Origin of the sequence: Muricoccus vinaceus (assembly GCF_042433125.1) — a bacterium.
Lineage (GTDB): Bacteria > Pseudomonadota > Alphaproteobacteria > Acetobacterales > Acetobacteraceae > Roseomonas > Roseomonas vinacea.
The window spans coordinates 24143-44940 of sequence record NZ_JBHLVZ010000115.1 but is presented as its reverse complement, the minus strand read 5'-3'; the positions used below and the strand labels follow the sequence as shown (position 1 = coordinate 44940).

The window sequence follows — 20798 nt, the reverse complement described above, 5'->3', positions numbered from 1 at the left end:
TGACAACCCTCGCCTGCGCCGTCATCTGCCTCCGCCAGATCAGGAGGTTTTGTCCTTGGCTTTGAATCGCATGCTCGAGCTCGGGCGCCCGGAGTACGTCCGCGTCACATGAGCCCCGATCCGGGCAGGGCGCAGTTCGCCCACACCCGCGAGCCATGCAACACGGCGACCCCGTGGCAAACGTCGGGACATGCTCTGGCGCGCAATACCTTTCCCTCGTGGTGCATAAATCGAGATTCATGCACCACGACGATTGTCCGGTCTCCACTCGTTGCAGACTCCTATCGTGCCGGTGCGGATGGCTGAATTTGGCCGAGAGGAACGGCTTTGACGACGGGCCACACCGACGGAAGGGTGCAGTTTTTGCCCTGCACCTGCACGCGCGTTATGAGAAGAACGGGAACAAGGGCGGCTGAAAGGCAGGCAGCTTGTCCAAGGCTGGAAGCCCGGGTGTAGTTGCCGGTGGGTCACCGGGCAGCAGACAGGTGGCCGGCCTGGAGGACTGCGTGGCGGGGGGCGCCAACCGGGCGAGTTGCTGCTGCGATGCCGGCCTCCACCAGTGCTGAAACCCGGGCGTCCCGCTCGTCTGCCGTCGCTCCGCCGAGAACGACGGCGAGCACGCGTCGCCCGTCCGGCGCCCCGGCGAAGGCAAGCATGTTGTACCCGCTTTCGCGGACATAGCCTGTCTTGCCTCCGTGAATGAGGGCGTGCGTCCCAATGAGCCGGGATGTGTTGCGGAAGCTTGCCTCCCCATACCCCCACCGGGCCGTTCCGAGCACCTGCAACATGCGCGGATGCCGCGCCATGATCCCGGCTCCCAGCAGCGCGAGGTCGCGCGCGGTGGAGCGGTTCCGCGGGTCAGGCAGACCGGAGGCGTTTCCAAAGGTGGTCGAGCGCAGGCCGAGCCGCTGCGCCCTGTCCGTCATGGCAGCGGCGAAGAGGTCCTCGCTTCCGGCCAGGTGCTCGGCGACGGCGGCGGCAACGTCATTGCAGGAGTGCACGGCGAGGCAGAATGCCGCCTCACGTGCCGGGATGCTGCTGCCGGCGGCCAACCCAAGGCGGGTCGGCGGCATCGCCGCGGCGCGCTGCGAAACCGGGATAAGCGTCGCCTCGCCAATAACGCCCCCCTCCATAGCGCTGAAGAGCAACTCCAGCGTCATCAGCTTGGCAAGCGAGGCGGGTCGCGCCGGGATGTCCGCATCGGCCTCGTGCAGCACCCGGCCGGTTGCCAAGTCTATCACGATCTCCGCGCGGGCACGGCCAACGGCGCCCGAGAGGGCCTGCGGTCGTGCGGGTGAAGTTGTTATCGAAGCAACGGCCGGTACGCGTGCTGCCCGGTCCGCCGCAGCGGAAGGCGGCGGGACGGCAGTGGTGCGCGCAAAGCTCGTCCATGTCGTGGCCGAAAGCTGGGGGACGACGGCCGATGGGCCGCCTGCCCATCCGGGGCGCTCGCGTCCCCCTGCTCCGATCGCGCCCGGCGCCGGTGCGACCTCCCGCGCAGCGGCAGGCGCAACGAGTCCTGCGGCGAGAAGGGAGAGTGCGCGGGCAACGGCGCGCATGGGCGTGCGGGCCCGCATGATCCAGCTCCAGGTTGACTGGGCTGGTATGCCTCGTGGCTGTTAACGGGTTGCGACCAGACTTGGTACTCGCCCGGAGAAATCCAGGACGGCGGAGCGCTTGCGCGGCCGTCCGTGCGGGGACAAAGCGGCACTGGCTGCCACGGCGTCTGGAGGTACCTTCGATGGGCGTGAAGCGCTCGTCGAGGTGATCGCCGGCTATGTCGGCTGTCCACCCTCTACGGCTATCTGGATGATAGGATACCCTGCCCGCTCTCTTGAACTCGAAGGTCACCTCTAGCCGGAGATATGGGCCCAAGCTTGCCCTGGCCGCCGCTAATCGGGTGTATCAATGCGAGATGAGCGGATGGAGAGGCCTGACTTGCGAGCCAGAGATGCCGACCTCGGCTGGGGAGATCTTCCCGCAGGAGCCCGGAACACAATCACCGACGTACCCGGCGTCAGAGTGGGCCATACCAGCCTACGGCCTAGCAGCCACATCCGGACGGGTGTGACCGCAATTCTTCCGCACGGGGGCAACCTGTTCCGCGAGAAGGTGCCGGCGGCGGTGGCGGTCATGAACGGTTTCGGCAAGAGCGTGGGGCTGATGCAGGTTCAGGAACTCGGCGAGTTGGAGACGCCGCTCCTGCTCACGAACACCTTCGGGGTGGCTGCCTGTACGGAGGCTCTGATCCGCCACGCACTGGTGGAGGAGCCGCGGATTGGGCGCGAGACCTCGACGGTCAACCCTGTCGTGATGGAGTGCAATGACGGATACCTAAACGACATCCAGGCGCTGGCGGTCAGGCCGGATGACGCGGCTGCAGCGATCCAGATGGCCAGCGAAGACGTGGTCTCGGGCGCTGTGGGCGCCGGGACCGGCATGAGCTGCTTCGGCCTGAAGGGTGGGGTCGGCACCTCATCCCGCCGGCTGCGGATCGGTGACGATCATTTTCACCTGGGCGCCTTGGTGCTGGCCAACTACGGACGAGCAGGCGACCTGCGGCTGCCGGACGGACGGCGGGTTCCAGCCGGGATGGGGAGCCCGGAACGGGGATCCGTGATCGTGGTGATCGCGACGGACGTACCGCTGGAGCACCGACAGTTGCGGCGCGTCGCCGCGCGGGCCGGGGCGGGCATCGCCTGGACTGGCTCCTTCTGGGGGCACGGAAGCGGTGACCTGGCGCTGGCGTTCTCGACGGCGGAGCGGCGACCGCACGAGCCGCTTGAACCGATCCTGACACGGCGTGTTCTGGCAGAGGCCGAGTTGGATACGCTGTTCCGCGCGGCTGCGGAGACCGCGGCAGAGGCGGTGATGGACGCTCTAGTGGCCGCGGAGCCCATGACAGGCTTCCGCGGGCACCATCGGGCGGCGTTGCGGGACGTACTGGCCGCTATGCCTTCGTAATTCCGGCATAGCGGTAGCGGTCGCTCATCGGCCCGGTGTCGAGGCCCGTGACCGAGGCGCGGGTCACAGAGTTCTCGATGAGCTGGAAGAGCATGACGAATGGGCTGCTCTCTCGCCCCTCTCTCTGCAGCGTCTCGTACATCGCGTTGCGCCTGGCGGCGTCGGGTTCCTTGCGGGCAGCGAGGGTGCGGGCGCTGATCTCGGGGATGTGCCAGCTGGCGCGCCAGGCCAAGGTCTTGTTGCGGGCATCGTCACTGTTGTCGGTGTTGATGAGGAAAGCCTCGGCGTTCGTATTGGGGTCGAAGTAGTCACTACCCCACTGCACCTGCGCGATATCGTGCTGGCGGGCACGAGTCCGGCTGACGACCTGCCGGCTGTCGCCGGGGTTCATGCGCAGGCGGATGCCGATGCGGGCGAGGTTGGCCTGGATGGCCTGGGCGATGTCCATGAAGGGCGCCTCGGCCGTGAAGTCGAAGCTGGCATCGAAGCCGCCGGCCAAGCCCGCCCGCGACATCAGCGCTCTCGCGCCGTCGATGTCCTGGCGGAACGGTGTGTCAGCGAGAGCGCCCGGAAAGCCTTGAGGAAGGAAGCTCTGGTTGACCGCATAGGTATTAGGAACGAGGCCGCGCTGAATGCCTTCGTAGTCGATGGCCATCTTGATGGCTTGCCGCACCTCTGGCCGGGCGAGCTGCGGGACCTTCTGGTTGAGCGAGAGATACATCACGCTGGCCCGGCGCTGGGCATGGAGCCGGAGGCGCTGGTCCTGCGAGACCTGACTGATCTGCTCAGCAAGGAGGTTGCGGGCGATGTCGAAGTCACCGCGCTGGAGGCCGAGAAGCTGGACCGCGGGATCGGCGACGTGGCGCGTGATGACGCGGCGTGTGGCCGGCGCGCGGGTGGCGTGAGGATTGGCTTCCAGCACGATGCTCTCGTTCGCCCGCCAGCTGCGGAGCGCGTAGGGACCGGAGCCGGCGGTGTTGGCCTTCAGCCAGGCATTGCCGAGATCATCGCCGCGCGCCTGAGCGGTGGCGGCGGCTTTCTCGATCACGCTGCCGACCACGGCGGAGAGACAGAAGAGGAGGAAGCTGGGCGCGGTCGGCTCCTCCAGCTGCAGCACAAGTGTGCGGAGATCGGTGGCGCGGATGCGCTCGGCCACATTGTCCTTCGTGAAGCCGAACTGGTTGATGATGAAGGCAGGCGACTTGTTCATGATGACGGCGCGCTGGAGCGACCAAGCCGCGTCCTCAGCCGAGACAGGATTGCCGGATGCGAAGCGGGAGCCCTGGCGCATGCGGAAGGTGAAGGTCCGTCCGTCGTCGGACACCGCCCAGCTCTCGGCTAACTCGCCGGTGAGCTGGGCAGGATTGTCGTTCGGGGTGGTGACGAGCTTCTGGTAGACGTTGCCGCACACCTCGGCGCCACTCCACTCGAAGCTTTCGGCCGGGTCTACGCTGGTGAGGTCGCTGATCTGCTTGGCGATGACGAGGACGCCCGCCGGCGTCTGGGCCATTGCGGGCAAGGCGACGCCCAAGAGGAGAGGGGCCTGTAACAGGCCGCGTCGTGCCAATACCATTCCCTATGCCTCTCCCTGAAACACACGAATGATCGCCAGGAAGGCTGCCCTGGCGCAAGTGAGCCAGCCAGCCAAAAAACGGCAGCCACAGTGGAAGGTACTGACCTAGTGTGGGGAAACGATTTAAAATCAAACAGGTTAGACCCGGTATGGACAGGCTTTACCCGTAAGCGCACGCCCGGGCACGCTGCTTTATGGCCGGTGTCGCAGGTGGTAGACGTCCTTCCGACGACTCTCAACAACCGCTTCCCACCCCTTGCTGCTATCTGCCGCTTGGGCTGCGGGTTCTGTCAGCGCTTACGCCAAGGCAGGCACTGGAAGGGCGCAGCGGCGTGTCGGCCCTACCCGGCCTGCAGTATGGCGAGTGCGGTCGTCGCATAACGGATGTGAAGGAAGCGTCGGCGGTCGGCGGGAACATGCTGGCGGTGGCGAGTGCTGGGATGGAGGTGGTTACGCAGTTCATCGTAGCCTCGACAGAACCGTGCGGCCGAGCTGAGGCTCTTGAAGCCGCGCATACATCGGATTCGACCTTTGATGCCGCTATGATCTTGCTCCGGTCCGTTCTTCCTGAAGCGGCTGGTGCGGTGCTTCACATAGCGGCCCAGCGTCGAGTGGATCGCCCGCGGGTAGGGCGGTGACCGTCCATGGTGATGCTCCGATGTGCTTTCAGGGCCGCACCCCACGCAGTCCATTCCCGGTTCCGGAGGCCTCGTGATTCCCCGGGCCCCTACCCGCAAACCCCATGCCCGCCTACCCAGCCCTCCTCTGGCGCGAGAACTGACAGAACCGACGCACGTGTGGACATGCGGGCTGGTAAGGTTGGATTAGACTATTGGCGGTGAGTCGATTACGTCCCTCCCCATGACTCGGATTCTGCTCTGCGCTGCAGCCTTGCTCGCCACGACATCTGCCTTTGCCCAGCAGCTTCTGGGAAGCTATCAATCCCGGGGTGCTGCCACGCACCGGGAGGCCAGCGGGAAAGTCTGTTACGCCTTCACTCAAGCGGTTGCGACACCGACCCCGGACAGCGTACTGGTTGTCGCGCACCGGCCGCGCGGGCGCAACTTGGTTGCGCTTCGGATTGGTCTCGTCTTACGCCGGAACGCCAAGGTGACAATCACCGCTGGATCGACGGATCTGCGCTTCGACACAGCGGCGGGCACAGCGTTTGCCAGAGATGGTCTTGCCGTAGTCGCGGCTTTCCGCAAGGAGCGCGTCGCAGTAGCCAGGAGCAGCCTCGCCAATGGACGCAGCACCGTTCGTCGCACGTTATCCCTTATGGGGTTCAGCGCGGCCTATGCTGCGGTAACACGCGCGTGCCCCACTGCCGCACCTCGTCGTATCGGCTCCACCACCCCTTGGAAACGATCCTGAGCATGGTCGCCGAGCCAGCCCCCTCCTGACCACCACGGCCGCCGACCCAGCTTGGCGTGCTGGCCGTGGGCCACCTGCCTGCGAGCCTCGGTCGTTTTATCCGCCTAACCTATGCGTTCCTCACTCGGGCCAAACCGCCTTGAGAATAGACCCTTGGTCAAGGAGCCCTCGAGCATGAGCACCCGCCCCTTTTGCCACCTCCTCGTCAGCGCTGCACTTTGGGCTCTGCCGTTTGTCACTCCGCTGTCGGTTGGCCCGGCGCACAGCACTCAGCGCGAGGAATCCGGCATGGGTTCCGCTGCCACGCCTGCAGGAGCGACCGAGATCACCGAGCAGGATGTCCTGTTCGCCTACCATCGCATGTCCGGCTCCGAACCCGACTTCCGTATCCTTGCCGAGACTGCCGTCGCTAACCGTCCTCCCTCAACGCACCGGGTGCGAGATCCGGTGGCCGAGCGCCGCTATCTCACTGTGCTGGCCGCCCGCCGGCTGCGGTCGAGCTTCGAGAGTTTCGATCTTGATCAGACTTTCACCTTGAGCATCGACACCGAGATCTTCACCTATCGTGAAGAGAATGGCGGCATTCCGATAGAAAGCGGAGGTCTCCGTCGCCTTGCTCTTCGTAATCCGATCAATCCTGATCAGCGCTTCAGCCTTCGCTTCAGCAATGCCGACGCCGTCGCAATCGTTCCTGCTACTGACGCCAACAGCGCCGCACAGCTCCTTCAAAACGTGGGTCTTGCGTCGCTTGGGCGCTGGGCTGGGCATGGCAGGATTACAGTCACGTTCGCTCTTACTGGCGTGCTGCCGCAGGTGCGCGAGAGTGACGGGCCTCCCGTCACAGCAGAGATCTTGTCGGCGGTCGTTGAATCTGTGACAGGCCAGCCTCTGCATGTCTTTAGCCGCCTAGGCTCTCGCGCAGCAGCTGCCTTGGCGCGATCTTCTGGACCTCCTACTCTCCCCACCGCCAGCTTGTCTGGACTGCGCATCGGCATGCCTGTGAGCGAGGCGCAGGATTTAGCCCTCCAATCTCACCCAGTGCCTTTCGCTGGAGCCTTTTTCGACCAGTTGCCAAGTGCGGCCGTGCGGGGCGTGGGGCAGCCAGACTGCTCGGCCGGAGTTGTCGCCGATCTTCTCGCCTTCTCGCTGCCACTTGCCCCCGAAGACTTATACGGCTCTTGCCTTGCGGTAGCAGAAGGCGACTTGGAGGACGCTCCGTCGGGACGCGTGAGAGAAGTGACTGAGGTGCGCTTCCTACCCAACCTGAACCACAACGATGTGCGCAACATGTTGGAGGAGCGGTTTGGCTCCCCGCTGGAGGATCTTGGGAACGGTCGTCTGGTGTGGGTTGGTCAGGAGCCCGACGAAGCCAAAGCGGAGGGGCTACTCGAGCTGCGCGCCAACTTCATTCCGGTCATGGAGGGCGGTCTGGCCCGCAAACCTGGTGTGCTCCTCGCGCTCACCCTCCGGCGACACGTCCCACCCTCCGAGGATGGATCGTGACCTTGAGTGAGACCGGTGCTTACCGGCGCAGTTTTGCCGGGAGATCCCAGCCCCTAAGCTGTGCACCGGAAGCGCGCCGGCTGTCGCAGGCGCGGTGAGGTGGCCGGGCGGCGCTGAGGTCGCCGAGGTGATAGGCATAGCCGTAGCCCCAGCGGCCGAGCTTGCTGCCGTTGCTAGGAATGACCGTCAGGTTGGCCGACATGCTGCCTTCGCGCTCGGAGCGTCGCGCCTTGCCGACGTAAAGCGACACCACCCGTCCCGCCTCATTGAGGCGGTGCATAAGGAAAGCACACCTTCGGCGTCGCCAGCCGGCGCGGCCAGCACCCGCTCCAGGGTGGTGGCCAGGAGCTCATCCATCGCCACCGAGCGCCGCAGCATGGGGCGACCGTCCCGGCCGTGCTGGAACAGCTCGACCGCGCCGTCAGGTCCCTCAGCAAACAGCGGCACGCCCACCGTGGATCGCATGCGCCTCGCAGAAAGCATTCCACAGCGCCTGCTTGTTGGTGCGCTCAGGAGGTGGAGCAAGGGATCGCGGCGCTCGCGGAGGAGGTCTGGGGATGGTGCGAGACAACCGGCACCTTCGGGCGCACCGTGACCATCAAGGTGAAGTTCGCCGACGTCCAGCAGCTCACCCGCAGCCGGACCTCGTCGGTGCCGGTCAGCAGCCGGGCGGCGCTCGCGCGGATCTCGCGGGATCTGCTGGAGGGCTTCTTCCCGCCGGCCAAAGCGGTGCGCCTCCTCGGCGTCACCGTCTCCGGCTTCGACAGCGCCGACGGAGAGCGCGCGGATCAAGTCAACTTGGACTTTGGGTAGTAACCGTCGTCCTGACCTCACCTTGCGAAACGCCCTGCTGATGATGCCGTGTCGCGTGGCAGCATGCGGCGGAGGTGGCTTTGGAGATCGAGGCGGAGGGGGCCGAGACCGGTCATAGGACTGGTTGTAGGACTGCTCGCAAGGCACGGCCCGACGAGGTGATCGAGGTGGTCACGCGTGGCGAGGGGCGGCGGAGTTGGTCGGCGGACCAAAAACGCCGGATTGTTGTCGAGGCGATGCAGCCCGGTGCGAGACCGACCGAGGTGATCCGGCGCTGGGGCCTCACCTCGAGCCTTTTCTACACGTGGCGACGGCAGGTGATGAGCGGCGAGCTCGGCGCCGTGCCGATGCCGCTGCCCGCCTTCGCACAGGTTGCCATGGCGGAGGATGTGCCAATGCCGCCGCTGTCTGCCCCGGAGCCCCCGGCACAGGCGCCTGCGCGCATGGAGGTGGTGCTGCCCTGCGGGACGGTGCTGCGGCTCGACGAGGACGTCGGTGCCGACGCGCTGCGGCGGGTGCTGGCGGTGCTGCGCGGCCGATGATCGGGCCTCAGCCTGGAGCCCGGGTGTTCCTCGCCTGCGGCGTCACCGACATGCGGCGCGGCATGGACAGTCTGGCCGCGCTGGTCCAGCAGTCGCTCGGCGCCGATCCGTTCGACGGCTCGCTCTACGCCTTCCGTGGCCGCAAGGGGCGGCTGGTGAAGTGCCTCTGGCACGACGGCGTCGGTTTGTGCCTGCTGATCAAGCGCATCGAGCAGGGCGCCTTCCCCTGGCCGGTAACGCCGACCGGCAAGGTGGTCCTGTCGCCGGCGCAGATGTCCCTGCTGCTCGAGGGCCTCGAGTGGCGACGGGTGCAGCCGGCCTGGCGGCCGACGGCGGTGTGATCGCGTGCGGCGTCGCTTTCGCTTGGAGCGACGCGAGAACGTCGGCGACGATTTCGCCGTGTCCGATGCCGCGCCCCCTGACCTGGAGGAACTGCGCACCGCGCTTGCCGCGGCCGAGGCACGCATCGCGCACCTCGAGCAGATCATCCACGACCTGCGGCGAGCGCACTTCGGCCAGAGCGTCGAGCGCATTGATCCGGGACAACTCGCCCTGACCTTCGGCGCATCACCGCCGCCTCCGCCGACAAGTGGTGCCGATGCCCCGGCGTCGGAGCGCAAACCCGCCTCCGAGCGCCGCCGCAACTGCGGCGCGCTGCCGGCGCATCTGGAGCGCATCGAGACGGTGATCGACATCGCCGGCCGCGCCTGCCCCTGCTGCCGGCGCGAGATGCACAAGGTCGGCGAGGATCGCGCCGAGCGGCTCGATGTCGTGCCTGCCCAGCTGCGGGTCCGCGTCACCGTTCGGCCCCGCTATGCCTGCCGCCGCTGCGCCGAGGGCGTGCACCAGGCGCCCGCGCCGGCGCGGATCGTCGCCGGCGGCCTGCCGACCGAGGCATTGCTGGCGCACGTCTTGGTGTCGAAGTACGGCGATGGGCTGCCGCTCTACCGCCAGTGCTAGATCCTGGCCCGTGGCGGCATCCAGCTCGACCGGGCGACGCTTTGCGACTGGGTGCGCCAAGCCTGCTGGTGGCTCCGGCCGCTGCACGGGCTGGTCCTCGCCCATGTCGTCGGCCATGCGCGGGTCTTCGCCGACGACACGCCGCTGCCCACGCTGGCTCCCGGCCGGGGTCGGACGCGCGACGGGCGGATCTGGGCCTACGCCGCCGATGACCGCGCCTCGGGCGGCACCGGGCCGCCGGCGGTCGCCTATGTCTACGCCCCGGACCGCAGGGGCACCCGGCCCGCTGAGCACCTCGCCGCCTTCCGGGGCACGCTGCAGGTGGACGGCTACGGCGGCTTCCGGGCACTGGCGGACCGGCGCAGCGACGGCGCGGTCGCGCTCGCCTTCTGCTGGGCGCATCTGCGCCGGCGCTTCCACAAGGTCCACACCCACACCGCTTCGCCGATCGCCGCCGAGGCCCTGCTGCGCATCGGCGCGCTCTACGCCATCGAGCACGGGATCCGTGGCAGGTCTGCCGAGGAACGCCAGGCCATCCGGCAGGACCGCAGCGCGCCGCTTGTCGGCGATCTCCACCTCTGGCTCGACGCGCAACTCGGGCGGGTCAGCCAGGGCTCCGCGCTCGCTGCGGCAATCCGCTATGGCCTGCGGCACTGGGACGGCCTCTGCCGGTTCCTCGACAACGGCGTGCTCGAGCTCGACACCAACAGCGTGGAGCGGGAGATCCGTCCCGTCGTCGTCACCCGCAAGGCCGCGTTGTTCGCCGGCAGCGAGGGCGGCGGGGAGAACTGGGCCATCGCCACGACGCTGATCCGCACCGCCATCATCAACGGCGTCAACCCGCAGGCCTGGCTGACCGACGTGCTGGAGCGGATGGTCCGTGGCGAGGTGCGCTCGACGGAGCTTGCCAGTCTGCTGCCCTGGAACTGGCGCCAAGCCGGCACCGCAGCCGCGGCATAGGGCTATCGGCCCGGCAGCGCCGCCGGCAACTCCTCCGCCTCGCTCGTGTCGGCATGCACCGCGCCACGGATGATCCGGCTCGTCACCTCCTGCAGGTGCGCAACAAGCGCCCGATCAAGCTCGACGAACTCCGGCCAGAGCACCGTATCGTTGAACCCGCGCGGCACCCGCAGCATCACCGTCGTGCGCTTCTGCCGCGGGTAGCGGTAGGGCTTGAGGCCGTAGCGCCGGCACAGCGCCACGAAGAGTTGGCGCGACCAGGCATCCGGCATGGAGAACTGCAACTCGACCGGCGGATCCCGATGCGCCTGCTCCGCCAGCCGCGTCTTGACCCGCTCCAGCGCGGCGCCGGCCACCTCCCGCTCGCCAGCCGTCCCCGCGCCGGCTATCAGCGCCTCGATCTTGCGCAGTCGCGCCAGCAGATCGTCCTCGACCGCCATCTCAACCTCAACCCCTCGACGCGCCGAGGTTACCTCGCCAGCCTCCGCCCGAAAAACCAATCAAGACGCACGTCACCCAACGCTCACCGTGGGGCCGGGACGACGGTTACTTTGGGTAAGCGGCAACGCATGGATGACCGGGTCTGGCCGAAAGCAGAACGGCCGCTTCGGAGCTGAGCATGCACCAAAGCGGAGGTGGCAACGGGTTTCACGGTGCTCCAGCAACACTTGAAGGCGGTGGTACCAGAAGAACCAAGCCGCCTGACCTGGTGCAGAGATCCGCCGGTGATTATCTGGGTCACCTGTTAAAGGTCGTAGGCCGACCGTCCCTGCTGCTCCAAACTCTTCTCCAAGGTTGCAGGAGCGAAGCGCGACGACGAAGCGCGGCGAGATGTTGGAAGTCGATTATGTATGGCCCGGGACGACAATTATCACCGCCCGCATCAAGGCAACGCTTACGAGACAGTTTGGCGTGGCCATCTCGTCAAGCATCCGGCTCATGAGACCGCATTACCTCCACAAGCCGGGAGCGAAGCTCAGGCGGCGCGCTTTCAGCCCATATGAGCAGGGCATCAAGCGCCGGGCAGAGCGACTGTCCCCACTCAGTCAAGTGGTACTCCACTTTCGGGGGCACCTGATGATGGACGACCCGTGCGACGACGCCGTCGCCCTCAAGCTGACGCAGCTGCTGGATCAGCATCTTCTGTGACACGCCGGGAATGGCCCGTTCGAGATCGGAGAAGCGCCGCACCTGTCCGCCGAAGAGCTGGAACAGGATCACGAGCTTCCAGCGCCCCTCGAGCGCTCTGACGACGTTCTGCACGCCCTGCGCGGCCGTTTCCGCCGTGTAGGACACACGCTTACTCCGAGGTAAGTCCCTTACTTTCTCGTCCGTTCTTGTCATACGGGGATCCTAGAAGCAGCTTCCCGCCGGGGCAACAATCTCCGGAGAAATGCCATGACCATCGAACTGCCAACACCGATTGCCGCCTATGTCGCGGCCAATTCCCAGCTCGATGCCGACGGCATGCTGGCGCCATTCGCCCGGGACGCGGTGGTGCGTGACGATGGCGGGCACCATATGGGACGGGACGAGATCAGGCGCTGGATCGAATCGGCGACCATTGCCAGCGGCGCCGTCTTCAGCCCCGAGACATGCCGTGAACAGGATGGCCGCATCGTCGTGGACGGCCTGACCGCCGGCAATTTCCCCGGTAGCCCGGTCCACTTTACGTTCCGCTTCAGGCTCCAGGGCGACGCGATCGCAGGGCTGGAGATCGCCTGATGCGGCCGCACAGCGACCCTGCCGAGTTCGAAGGGCAGCGCGTCCTCGTCACCGCGGGTAGCAAGGGAGCGGGCCGCGCGACCGTCCAGCGTTTCCTGGAGGCGGGGGCCCGCGTGATGACGGCGGCGAGGCGCCGCCCCGAGGATCTCGCAGGCGTCGAATTTCTGGAGGCCGACCTCACAAGCGCCGACGGAACCCGTGCGCTCGCGGACGCCGCCATGGAGCGGCTCGGCCGTATCGACGCGCTGGTGCATGTCCTCGGCGGCTCCACGGGACCGGGCGGGGGCTTCGCCGTCCTGACGGAGGATCACTGGCGGGCCGAGCTCGACCTGAACCTGATGCCCGCGGTCCGGCTGGACCGGCTGCTCCTGCCGCAGATGATCGACCGCGGTTCAGGAGTGGTCATCCACGTCGCCTCCATCCAGCGCCGGCTGCCGCTTCCCGATTCCACGACCGCCTACGCTGCCGCGAAGGCCGCGCTGACGACCTACAGCAAGGCACTCTCGAAGGAGGTCGGGCCGAAGGGGGTGCGGGTCAACGTCGTCTCGCCCGGCTGGATCTACACGGAAGCGGCGGATGCGCTCGTGCAGCGGCTCGCGGCCAGCAGCGGGGGCACGCCGGAAACGGCCCGCCAGGCTATCCTGGAGGCGCTCGGCGGCATCCCTCTCGGCCGCCCCGCCCGGCCCGAGGAGGTGGCGGAGCTGATCGTCTTCCTCGCCTCCGGCCGCGCCTCGGCCATCCACGGCGGAGAATACGTCATCGACGGTGGGACCATCCCGACGGTGTAGCGCCGCGCGGCGGCGCCTCAGGCCCACCGCAGCAGCACGCCGGCGCCCAGCGCGACGAAGCCGGCCACCAGACCCCAGACGGCGGACCCCAGCCCGAAGAGGGTGAGGCCCGATCCTGTCGCCAGGAAGGTGAGGATGGCGAGATCGCGGTCCTCCCGCGTCGCCAGCATCGCTTCAATCGTCCCGATCAGCGCCGGGATGAGCGCGAGGCCGGTCAGCACCGCGATCACCTCCTGCGGCAATGCCAGGAGGAAGCGAACCAGCAGCGGCGAGAAGGTCGCGAGCAGGAGATAGACAGCCGCGTAGATCATGCCGACGATCCAGCACTTCGCCGCGTCCGGATGCGCCTCACGGGCCGTGCAGATCGCAGCAGCGATGGCGGCCAGGTTGACCGCGTGCGCCCCGAAGCGTGCCGCGAGCAGCGAGGCCACGCCGGTCCCCACCAGCAGCGGCCCCGGCCCTGGCGCGTAGCCAGCGGCACGAAGCACCACCAGCCCGGGAAGGTTCTGCGAGACCAGTGTCACGAGAAAGAGCGGCAGGCTGACGCTGGCGATGACCTGCATGTCTAAGACCGGAGCCACGGGGGACAGGGTGCCGAGCGTGGCACCCGGCAGCAGCGGCGCCACCTCGCCGCGTGGGAGGGCGAGCAGCATGCCGGTGGTCAGCACGAGCCGGAGGGCGTGCAAGCAAATCCGCCGCCGCGCGACGACGAAGACGCCGACGAGCAGGGCGACCATCGGCGGCTGGGTCGCGCCAAGCCTGAAGCGGGCCAGGCAGAACGGCAGGAGCGCGCCGGCCAGCATGGCAGAGGCGATGGAGGACGGGATGCGCTCCGCCCACCGTCCCAGCACGGGCACGGCGCTGAGTACGACTGTCATGAGCGCCGCCGACAGAACGCGCCGACCGCAACAGGCCAGGAGAGGCCCTGCGTCAAGGCCGCGAGCAGCGCCGCCCCCGGCGTCGACCATGCCGGGACGATCGGCATGCGCGACCTCAGGGACAGCGCCGCGCCGGCGATGGCGGGACAGAGGGCGGTCACGGCCGACGGGGTCTACCTGACGGAAGCCCCCAGCACACGCATGGCCTGGACCACGAGCACGACGGTGCCGCCGAAGCCCACAAGGGCGGCGATCAGCGCCGAGGACCAGGCCTGGGCAGGGGGTAGGCTACGCAGCAGGTGGCTCTCCTCGGCTGCCGGACGCGCGCAATTCGGCCGACGCCGGCTGCGCGGGGGCAGCCGGCGCCTAGAATATGCCCACCGGCCGCGCCTCGATGAAAGTGGCGGCGGCCGGCAGCGCGCGCGAGGCTTCCGCCCGCAGTACCGGAGACCGGGACCGGGACGGCTACGCGCCGTGCTCCCGGCGGATCATCCCGGCCGCCCGCTCACCGATGATCGCACAGGGCGCCTGGGTATTCCCGGTCGTCACCCGCGGCATGACCGAGGCGTCCGCCACCCGCAGGCCAATCACGCCATAGACCTTGAGCGTGGCGTCCACGACCGACATCCTGTCCCGTCCCATCTTTGCCGTACAACTCTGGTGCCAGTAGGTAACGGCGGCATCGCGGATGTAGAGGTCGAGCGCGTCGCCCTTCAGGTCGCCCGGCATGGCCTCCCCTCGCACGAAGGGGCGGAAGGCCGGGGCGTTGCCCAGCGCGCGGCAGAGCTCGACGCAGGTCCTCGCCGTCGTCATGTCCGCCGGATCGGAGAGGAAGTCCGCCTCGATGGCGACGGCTGCCAACGGATCCGCGCTCCCCAGGCGCAGGCGGCCGCGGCTGGCCGGCCGCGCGAGGCCGGCGAACATCGTCCACCCGTGCGCCGGCGCGCCGCGCGCCGCCGTCCGGTCGCTCGGGACGGGGAACTCGACCTGGCAGAAGAGCAGGTCCGGCGCGTCGAGCTCGGGCCGGCTCTTCCAGTACAGGGTGGCCTCGCTGCCGCTGTTCCGGGGCGCGATCGGCTCCGCGTACTCCCATGTGCAGCCGAAGGAGACGTGGTCCTGGAAGTTCCGGCCGACGCCGGGCAGGTGCTGCAGCACGGGGATGCCGACCCGCCCCAGCTCCTCGCGGTCGCCGATGCCGGAATGCATCAGCACCTTCGGCGTCTGGACCGCGCCGAGCGACAGCACGACCTCGACGCGGGCGCCCACGGTCGTGACCTCCCCATTGTGCAGAAACTCCACGCCGGCCGCGCGGCGCCTGTCGAGGACGATGCGGCGCACCAGGGCGCCGGTCAGCAACGTCAGGTTCGGGCGATCGAGCCATGGCCGGAGATAGGCGCGGTAGAGCGAGTGGCGGCGGCCGTCGCGGACCAGCATGTCGCTGATGGCGGCGCCGCCCTCTCCCTCCATCATGCGGCCGTTCGGATGCTCGAAGCTGGGAATGCCGATCTCGCCCGCGGCGTCGAGCATCGCGCGCGCGACCGGGCTCGGATCGGCGGCGGGCTGCACCCAGACCGGCCCGCCCGTCCCGCGGTACTGCGGGTCGGGGGTACCCTGCCAGTTCTCGATGCGGCGATAAATGTCGAGGACGTTCTCGTAGCCCCAGGCTGGGTCGCCCGATTCCGCGGCGAAGAAATCCCAGTCGCTGCGATGGCCGCGTGCCCACACCATCACGTTGATGCTCGATCCGCCACCGAGGACCTTGCCCATCGACAGGGACAGCTGTCGCCCGTTCAGGTGGGGGTTGGGCTCTGCCTGGAAGCCCCAGTCCCGTTCGCCGCCAAGGTTGGTGGGCCACAGGGCGGGGTTGAGCACGGCATCCGCCTCGTCGCTGCCGCCCGCTTCGAGCAACAGCACCTGCACGTCCGGGTTCTCGGCCAGCCGCCGCGCGACCACCGAGCCGGAGGCACCGGCGCCGCAGACGATGAAGTCGTAATGGCGCTGCAGCCCGGCTGTCAGCCGCGCCTGGTTGTCGCGCGCCCGGATGGAGAAGTCGTGGTCTTCAGCAAAAGCAGCGTTAGTCATGCGTGAACAATCCTTCTCGCGCCGTGCGGTATCGATCGGGCACGGCGCGAACGGGCCGACGAGGCGCAAGCGCCCGTCGTCCTCCAATCGGCCGCGTCGCGGGCACCTTGCCGGAGCGGGGCGGCACGGCGCCGCGATCGATGCCGGGATCGGCCCGGCACCGGCTGTTACGGGTTTGGTGTCGTCCTGCTCAGCGCGCCGCGCCCGCAGACTTCTGCGCCGCCTCTTCGATGACGTCGGCGACAGCACTCGGCTGGGTCATGAAGACGGCGTGGCTGGCCGCGACCTCCGTGACCTTGGCACCGATGCGGTTTGCCATATGTCGCAGCATGCGGAGGTCGAAGGCCTTGTCCTCGGTCGCGATCACCGCCCAGCTCGGCCGGCTGCGCCACGCAGCCTGGGTCAGCCTCGTGCCGAAGGCCGACATGGCGATCGGCACCTGGGAATCGCGCATGAAGGCGGCATCGGCGTTGCCGGCATCGGCGGCGAAGCCGGCCTTGAAGTTCTCGGCCTTCACGAAGCCGAAGCCGTCGCCGTGCGTGTCGATAACGAACTCGGGCGGGGTGACGAAGCCGCCATACTGCTGCGCGGTGGTCTCTCCGGCATCAGGCGAGAGGGCGGAGATGTAGACCAGGCCGGCGACCTTCGGGTGGACACCCGCCTCCGTAATGACCGTACCGCCCCAGCTATGGCCGACGAGGATGGCGGACCCGTCCTGGCGGTCCAGGATCCGGCGGGTGGCGGCGACGTCGTCGGCGAGCGAGGTGAGCGGGTTCTGGACGATGCTGACGCGGTAGCCGCGGGAGGTGAGCTCGTCATAGACGCGGCGCCAGCCCGAGCCGTCGGCGAAGGCGCCGTGCACGAGCACGACGTTCCGGGCGGGCTGGGGGCCGGGACCCGGGCTGGCGGGCTGCGCCTGGGCGGCACCGGCGATGGTGGCCGCAGCGGTCGAGGCGACGAGGTCGCGACGGGTGGTGGGCATGGCAAGGTTTCCTTTCTGAGGGGGCGAGAGACCGGCGGTCAGTGGCCGGCGCCGTCAGCCCAGCGGGAGGCGAGGAGGTCAGGACGCATGGCACCCGCGCGAGCGCTGTGCGCTGCCCGGAGCTCTCCCGCGGGCATGGCGCATTCTCCGCACCCTCCGCGGGGCTCGGGTTGGGTGTCCAAGGCCGCATCTCCCATGCCTGGACCGCCCGCCATCGGGCGAGGGCCGTGCGGAAGATCGCGTTTCGGCGGCACAGGGTCCTTGTGGCGGTACCGAAATTTTCCAAACTTTTCGAACGCGGGCGCTCGCCCGGAGCGGGTGCTCCGCCGTCTCGATGGGCAGGCGGCCCAACGCCGCGGGCGCCTGAAGCCTTGCCGAGAGGAGGGCTTTCAGGCCGCACTTCACGACATCCCCGGGCGAGGCTGGGTCAGCCGCGTTCGCTTGGCTATCCTGTTGTTCAACGGAACGATGGCGGCGGCCACACGGCGTGGCCGAGCGACGGATTCCAAATTCTTCCAGACGGAGGGGAGGTGACATGTCCGGGATAGCGAAAGCCTTTGCCTTCGGGTCCTTTCACCTTGTCCCGGATCGCCGCATCCTCGCCGCAGAGGATCGGGAGGTACCAATCCGTGGGCGCGCCTTTGACCTGCTCCTCGCCCTCGTAGAGCGACGGGACCGCGTCGTTCCGAAGCACGAGCTCCTGGAACTGGTCTGGCCCGGCCGTGTCGTGGAGGAGGGAAACCTGACCGTCCATGTCGCCGGCCTGCGCAAGCTTCTCGGCAGCGGCATCATCGCGACGCTGTCGGGGAGGGGGTACCGGTTTGTCGCGCCCGTCATCGAGATCCCTGCCGGGGATGGGCGACGGGTCTTGCCCTTGCCTTCCTCCCTGCGGCCGGCTCCGGCGGGGACTCAGGAGCCGGCAAACCCCGCGCCGTGGCCGGGGGACCTTCCCCGGCCTTTGACGAAGCTCATCGGTCGCAATGGCGACCTCGACAGGGTGGAGGCGTGCTTCCTCGAGGCGCACCTCGTCACGGTCGTCGGGGCTGGCGGCGTGGGCAAGACGCGGCTCGCCCTCGCCGCCGCCGACCGCATCCGGCGGTCCTGCCCGGACGGCGTCTGGTTCGCCGATCTCGGACCGTTGGAGGACCCTCGCCTCGTCGTGGCGACGATCGCCTCTGCGCTCGACGTCGATGTGGGCGGCGGCGACGCGCTTCGTGTCGTGATCGCCGCGCTGGCCGGCCGGCGCGGGCTGCTCGTGCTCGATGGCTGCGAGCACATGCTGCGTGCCGCAGCCGACGCCGCCGAGGCAATCCTGCGAGGCTGCCCCGGCATCGTGATCCTCGCGACGAGCCGCGAGCCTCTGCGTGCCGAGGGGGAGCGGCTCCACCGGCTACAGCCACTGGGCGCGGCAGCGCGCGATGTCGCGATCACCGCGGAGCGGCTCGCGGACTACCCTGCCAGCGAGCTGTTCGTCGAGCGTGCCTCGGCAGCGCTCGGCGCCTTCGTGCCGGACGATGCCGATGCCGGCGAGATCATGCGGATCTGCCAACGGCTGGACGGCATCCCGCTCGCTATCGAGCTTGCTGCCCCGGCGCTGCAGGCCATGACCCTGAAGGAGCTTCGTGAGAGGCTGGAGCGGCACTTCGAGCTGCTCACCGCCGGGCGGCGGACGGCGCTGGCTCGGCGGCAAACCCTGAGGGCCGCGATCAACTGGAGCTTCAACCTGCTCGAGCCGCTAGAGAGCGCGCTGCTGCTGCGGCTGTCCGTCCTCGGTGGCACCTGGACGGCAGGCTCCGCCGCCTTCCTGGCGGATTGTGCGGGTGGAGAGGACGCGGTCTGCGGCCTGATCGCGTCCCTGGTGGACAAGTCGCTGGTCCAGGCGGACCTGACGGGCGTGCAGGCGCGGTACCGATTGCTGGACTCGACACGGTACTACGCCGCCGAACGCCTCTCCGCGCCCGAGTTGGCCGAGGCGCGGCGCAGCCTCGCGCGGTGGCTGGTGAAGGCCTATGGACGGGCGGAGGCGGACTGGCCGTTCATGCCCGACGAGGACTGGTTCGCCATCTACGCGCCGGAGATCGAGAACCTGCGGGCGGGCCTGTCCTGGGCCTTCGGGCCGGACGGCGACGGGCGCCTCGGCGTCGAGCTGACGAGCTATACGGAGCATGTCTGGGCCGAGCTCTCGCTGACGGGCGAGCTGCATGAATGGTTCGACTTGGCGATCTCCAGGATCGACGAGGCGACCCCGCCCGAGGTCGCGGGCCGGTTGTGGCTGGGTCGCTGCGGATGGGTGGCTTCCAGGGGCGCCGAGGCTTTGGACGCCGCGCGCCGGGCGGTTGCGCTGTTCCGTGCTGCCGGCAGCCGGATCGACCTTGGGCGAGCCCTATGGCGCCAAGCCTGGCAGCACATCCTTACCGGGGACCTTGCTGCTGCCGGTCCCCTACTCGAGGAGGCCGAGGATACGTTGCGCGGCGGGAAGAAGAGCAAGGCCCTCGTCTCCTGCCTCAGGGCCCGGGCCGTCGCCCGCATGCGCGGCGACCAGCCTGCCGCGGCCCGCGCGGACCTGGAGGATGCGCTCTCCATCGCCCGGCGCCTCCGCAGCCCGCGCGACGTCGCCCTGACGCTGGGGAGCATGGCCGAGCTCTACTGCGCCGCGGGCCGGATGGGAGAGGCCATCGCGGTTGCGCAGGAGGCGCTGGCCTCGCTCGGACCGGTGCAGGCCCGTTCCGCCTGGGTGCAGCATATCGCCGGCGCCGTAGCATCCTACAGACTGGCCGAGGGAGACATCGCCCGAGCACGCCCGATCGTCAGGGAAAGGCTGGCGGCAGCCAGGCTCATGGCGTTGCCGCACGAAGTGGCAGCCAACCTCGAGAGGCTTGCGCTGATCGCGGCGGAAGACGGCAGCCTCGCCGTCGCTGGCCGCCTCTTCGGCCATGTTCGGTTTCGCCATGCGCAGAGGGGCATCTTGCGGAGCTTCGGCTCGCAGGCAGTTCATGATCGGCTGCTAGCGATACTACGCCAGCATCTGACTCCCGACGAGTTGGAATGCATGGCGGCCTGCGGCGCCAACCTCGGCGAGGAGGAGATGGTCACCGAGGCCTTGGCCATCGCGCTGCGGTCATGATGCTGCGCCGCGGTGCGATTTGTCCCTCTGAGCAGGATAGCCGCTTTCGGGATAGCGCAGCACATGGGTGAACCTCCGGATTGAGCGCAAAGCAGACATCCGGGACGATAGGCTCTTCTTGTCCATCCCCACTTCAAGCGCAGGGACGCAGAAAGCCCCATGACATCGAGTGAGGTCATGGGGCTCTGTGTGCCTCCCACGGGGGAAGGCCAGGGTTGGGGTTGAGCTACGGGCCTGCGACGTTGGGGTGCATCTGCGCCCGGCGCCGCATGGTGAGAACCGCCGCCTGGAAGCTGCGGAATTCCGGCACCCGCCGGAAGCGGGCGAGGTAGCTGTCATGCGTCAACTCGTGATGGCACGCCTTGCAAATGAACCAGCCGTATTCCCCGCGGTTGAGGCTGCGATGGAAGAAGTGGTCGAACTCGGCCCCTGTCGCTGGCTGCCCCTTCCCGGTGAGGACGTAGAGAACGAAGCAACCACGCCGTTGTTAGGCGCGAAGATCGCAGCGCCAGGGCTCGGGGTTGAAGCAT

The 20798-nt window shown here is 68.3% G+C and carries 16 protein-coding genes and 2 pseudogenes; 9 read left to right on the top strand and 9 right to left on the bottom strand.

Annotation, left to right across the window (positions count from 1 at the left end):
- Positions 1-467: 467 nt before the first annotated feature.
- Positions 468-1577, bottom strand: coding sequence for a D-alanyl-D-alanine carboxypeptidase family protein (locus tag ACFFIC_RS29470; RefSeq protein WP_377057189.1), 1110 nt, complete (start codon positions 1575-1577; stop codon positions 468-470).
- 331 nt (positions 1578-1908) lie between these two features.
- Between ACFFIC_RS29470 and ACFFIC_RS29465 the strand changes: the two genes are divergently transcribed.
- The gene (locus tag ACFFIC_RS29465; RefSeq protein ID WP_377057188.1) at positions 1909-2964 is read left to right on the top strand and encodes a DmpA family aminopeptidase; all 1056 of its coding nucleotides are present in this window, start codon (positions 1909-1911) and stop codon (positions 2962-2964) included.
- On the opposite strand, the gene ACFFIC_RS29460 is transcribed toward ACFFIC_RS29465, so the two are convergent.
- Positions 2951-4474, bottom strand: a complete 1524-nt coding sequence (locus ACFFIC_RS29460) for an ABC transporter substrate-binding protein (RefSeq protein WP_377057187.1) — start codon at positions 4472-4474, stop codon at positions 2951-2953. The genes ACFFIC_RS29465 and ACFFIC_RS29460 overlap by 14 nt on opposite strands.
- Before the next feature lie 404 nt (positions 4475-4878).
- The gene (locus tag ACFFIC_RS29455; RefSeq protein WP_377057186.1) at positions 4879-5229 is read right to left on the bottom strand and encodes a DDE-type integrase/transposase/recombinase; all 351 of its coding nucleotides are present in this window, start codon (positions 5227-5229) and stop codon (positions 4879-4881) included.
- Positions 5230-6085: 856 nt separating this feature from the next.
- Here ACFFIC_RS29455 and ACFFIC_RS29450 point away from each other — a divergent pair.
- The gene (locus ACFFIC_RS29450; protein WP_377057185.1) at positions 6086-7414 is read left to right on the top strand and encodes a hypothetical protein; all 1329 of its coding nucleotides are present in this window, start codon (positions 6086-6088) and stop codon (positions 7412-7414) included.
- Between the two features lie 19 nt (positions 7415-7433).
- Here ACFFIC_RS29450 and ACFFIC_RS29445 read toward each other — a convergent pair whose 3' ends face one another.
- Positions 7434-7694 carry a hypothetical protein gene (locus ACFFIC_RS29445; RefSeq protein ID WP_377057184.1) on the bottom strand — a complete coding sequence of 87 codons (261 nt, stop codon included), beginning with the start codon at positions 7692-7694 and terminating at the stop codon, positions 7434-7436.
- Between the two features lie 236 nt (positions 7695-7930).
- Here ACFFIC_RS29445 and ACFFIC_RS29440 point away from each other — a divergent pair, with 236 nt between their 5' ends.
- From ACFFIC_RS29440 to tnpC, 4 genes and pseudogenes are all read left to right on the top strand, one after another.
- Positions 7931-8227: a DinB/UmuC family translesion DNA polymerase gene (locus ACFFIC_RS29440; RefSeq protein ID WP_377057183.1), complete on the top strand. Its 297-nt coding sequence runs from the start codon at positions 7931-7933 to the stop codon at positions 8225-8227.
- A gap of 80 nt (positions 8228-8307) precedes the next feature.
- Entirely contained in the window at positions 8308-8769 is a 462-nt protein-coding gene (gene tnpA, locus ACFFIC_RS29435; RefSeq protein ID WP_377057182.1) for an IS66-like element accessory protein TnpA, read from the top strand.
- A 23-nt stretch (positions 8770-8792) separates the two neighbouring features.
- Positions 8793-9110 carry an IS66 family insertion sequence element accessory protein TnpB gene (tnpB, locus tag ACFFIC_RS29430; protein ID WP_377057181.1) on the top strand — a complete coding sequence of 106 codons (318 nt, stop codon included), beginning with the start codon at positions 8793-8795 and terminating at the stop codon, positions 9108-9110.
- Positions 9111-9132: 22 nt separating this feature from the next.
- Positions 9133-10689, top strand: a pseudogene (gene tnpC / locus ACFFIC_RS29425) (IS66 family transposase).
- 2 nt (positions 10690-10691) lie between these two features.
- On the opposite strand, the gene ACFFIC_RS29420 reads toward tnpC, so the two are convergent.
- Both ACFFIC_RS29420 and ACFFIC_RS29415 read right to left on the bottom strand, forming a co-directional pair.
- On the bottom strand, positions 10692-11129 hold the full coding sequence (locus ACFFIC_RS29420; RefSeq protein ID WP_377057180.1) for a hypothetical protein: 438 nt from the start codon (positions 11127-11129) through the stop codon (positions 10692-10694).
- 484 nt (positions 11130-11613) lie between these two features.
- Positions 11614-11985 carry a winged helix-turn-helix transcriptional regulator gene (locus tag ACFFIC_RS29415; protein ID WP_377057178.1) on the bottom strand — a complete coding sequence of 124 codons (372 nt, stop codon included), beginning with the start codon at positions 11983-11985 and terminating at the stop codon, positions 11614-11616.
- Between the two features lie 102 nt (positions 11986-12087).
- On the opposite strand from ACFFIC_RS29415, the gene ACFFIC_RS29410 reads away from it, so the two are divergent.
- Together ACFFIC_RS29410 and ACFFIC_RS29405 are read left to right on the top strand one after the other, a co-directional pair.
- Positions 12088-12414 carry a nuclear transport factor 2 family protein gene (locus tag ACFFIC_RS29410; RefSeq protein ID WP_377057176.1) on the top strand — a complete coding sequence of 109 codons (327 nt, stop codon included), beginning with the start codon at positions 12088-12090 and terminating at the stop codon, positions 12412-12414.
- Positions 12414-13202, top strand: a complete 789-nt coding sequence (locus tag ACFFIC_RS29405) for an SDR family oxidoreductase (RefSeq protein ID WP_377057174.1) — start codon at positions 12414-12416, stop codon at positions 13200-13202. Before ACFFIC_RS29410 ends, ACFFIC_RS29405 begins: the two co-directional genes overlap by 1 nt.
- Before the next feature lie 17 nt (positions 13203-13219).
- Here the strand turns inward: ACFFIC_RS29405 and ACFFIC_RS29400 are convergent.
- From ACFFIC_RS29400 to ACFFIC_RS29390, 3 genes and pseudogenes are all read right to left on the bottom strand, one after another.
- Positions 13220-14187, bottom strand: a pseudogene (locus ACFFIC_RS29400) (benzoate/H(+) symporter BenE family transporter).
- Between the two features lie 358 nt (positions 14188-14545).
- Positions 14546-16162 (bottom strand): GMC family oxidoreductase, encoded by a 1617-nt coding sequence (locus ACFFIC_RS29395; RefSeq protein WP_377057172.1) that lies wholly within the window; start codon positions 16160-16162, stop codon positions 14546-14548.
- Between the two features lie 190 nt (positions 16163-16352).
- On the bottom strand, positions 16353-17144 hold the full coding sequence (locus tag ACFFIC_RS29390; RefSeq protein ID WP_377057170.1) for an alpha/beta fold hydrolase: 792 nt from the start codon (positions 17142-17144) through the stop codon (positions 16353-16355).
- Positions 17145-17679: 535 nt separating this feature from the next.
- Between ACFFIC_RS29390 and ACFFIC_RS29385 the strand changes: the two genes are divergently transcribed.
- Positions 17680-20268, top strand: a complete 2589-nt coding sequence (locus tag ACFFIC_RS29385; protein WP_377057168.1) for an ATP-binding protein — start codon at positions 17680-17682, stop codon at positions 20266-20268.
- The last annotated feature ends 530 nt before the right edge of the window (positions 20269-20798 follow it).

Excerpts from the sequence above, each read along its gene's own strand:
- ACFFIC_RS29470 (WP_377057189.1), bottom strand. The coding sequence starts at position 1,577 with ATGCGGGCCCGCACGCCCATGCGCGCCGTTGCCCGCGCACTCTCCCTT.
- ACFFIC_RS29465 (WP_377057188.1), top strand. The coding sequence starts at position 1,909 with ATGCGAGATGAGCGGATGGAGAGGCCTGACTTGCGAGCCAGAGATGCC.
- ACFFIC_RS29460 (WP_377057187.1), bottom strand. The coding sequence starts at position 4,474 with ATGGCCCAGACGCCGGCGGGCGTCCTCGTCATCGCCAAGCAGATCAGC.
- ACFFIC_RS29455 (WP_377057186.1), bottom strand. The coding sequence starts at position 5,229 with ATGGACTGCGTGGGGTGCGGCCCTGAAAGCACATCGGAGCATCACCAT.
- ACFFIC_RS29450 (WP_377057185.1), top strand. The coding sequence starts at position 6,086 with ATGAGCACCCGCCCCTTTTGCCACCTCCTCGTCAGCGCTGCACTTTGG.
- ACFFIC_RS29445 (WP_377057184.1), bottom strand. The coding sequence starts at position 7,694 with ATGCACCGCCTCAATGAGGCGGGACGGGTGGTGTCGCTTTACGTCGGC.
- ACFFIC_RS29420 (WP_377057180.1), bottom strand. The coding sequence starts at position 11,129 with ATGGCGGTCGAGGACGATCTGCTGGCGCGACTGCGCAAGATCGAGGCG.
- ACFFIC_RS29410 (WP_377057176.1), top strand. The coding sequence starts at position 12,088 with ATGACCATCGAACTGCCAACACCGATTGCCGCCTATGTCGCGGCCAAT.
- ACFFIC_RS29405 (WP_377057174.1), top strand. The coding sequence starts at position 12,414 with ATGCGGCCGCACAGCGACCCTGCCGAGTTCGAAGGGCAGCGCGTCCTC.
- ACFFIC_RS29395 (WP_377057172.1), bottom strand. The coding sequence starts at position 16,162 with ATGACTAACGCTGCTTTTGCTGAAGACCACGACTTCTCCATCCGGGCG.
- ACFFIC_RS29390 (WP_377057170.1), bottom strand. The coding sequence starts at position 17,144 with ATGCCCACCACCCGTCGCGACCTCGTCGCCTCGACCGCTGCGGCCACC.
- ACFFIC_RS29385 (WP_377057168.1), top strand. The coding sequence starts at position 17,680 with ATGTCCGGGATAGCGAAAGCCTTTGCCTTCGGGTCCTTTCACCTTGTC.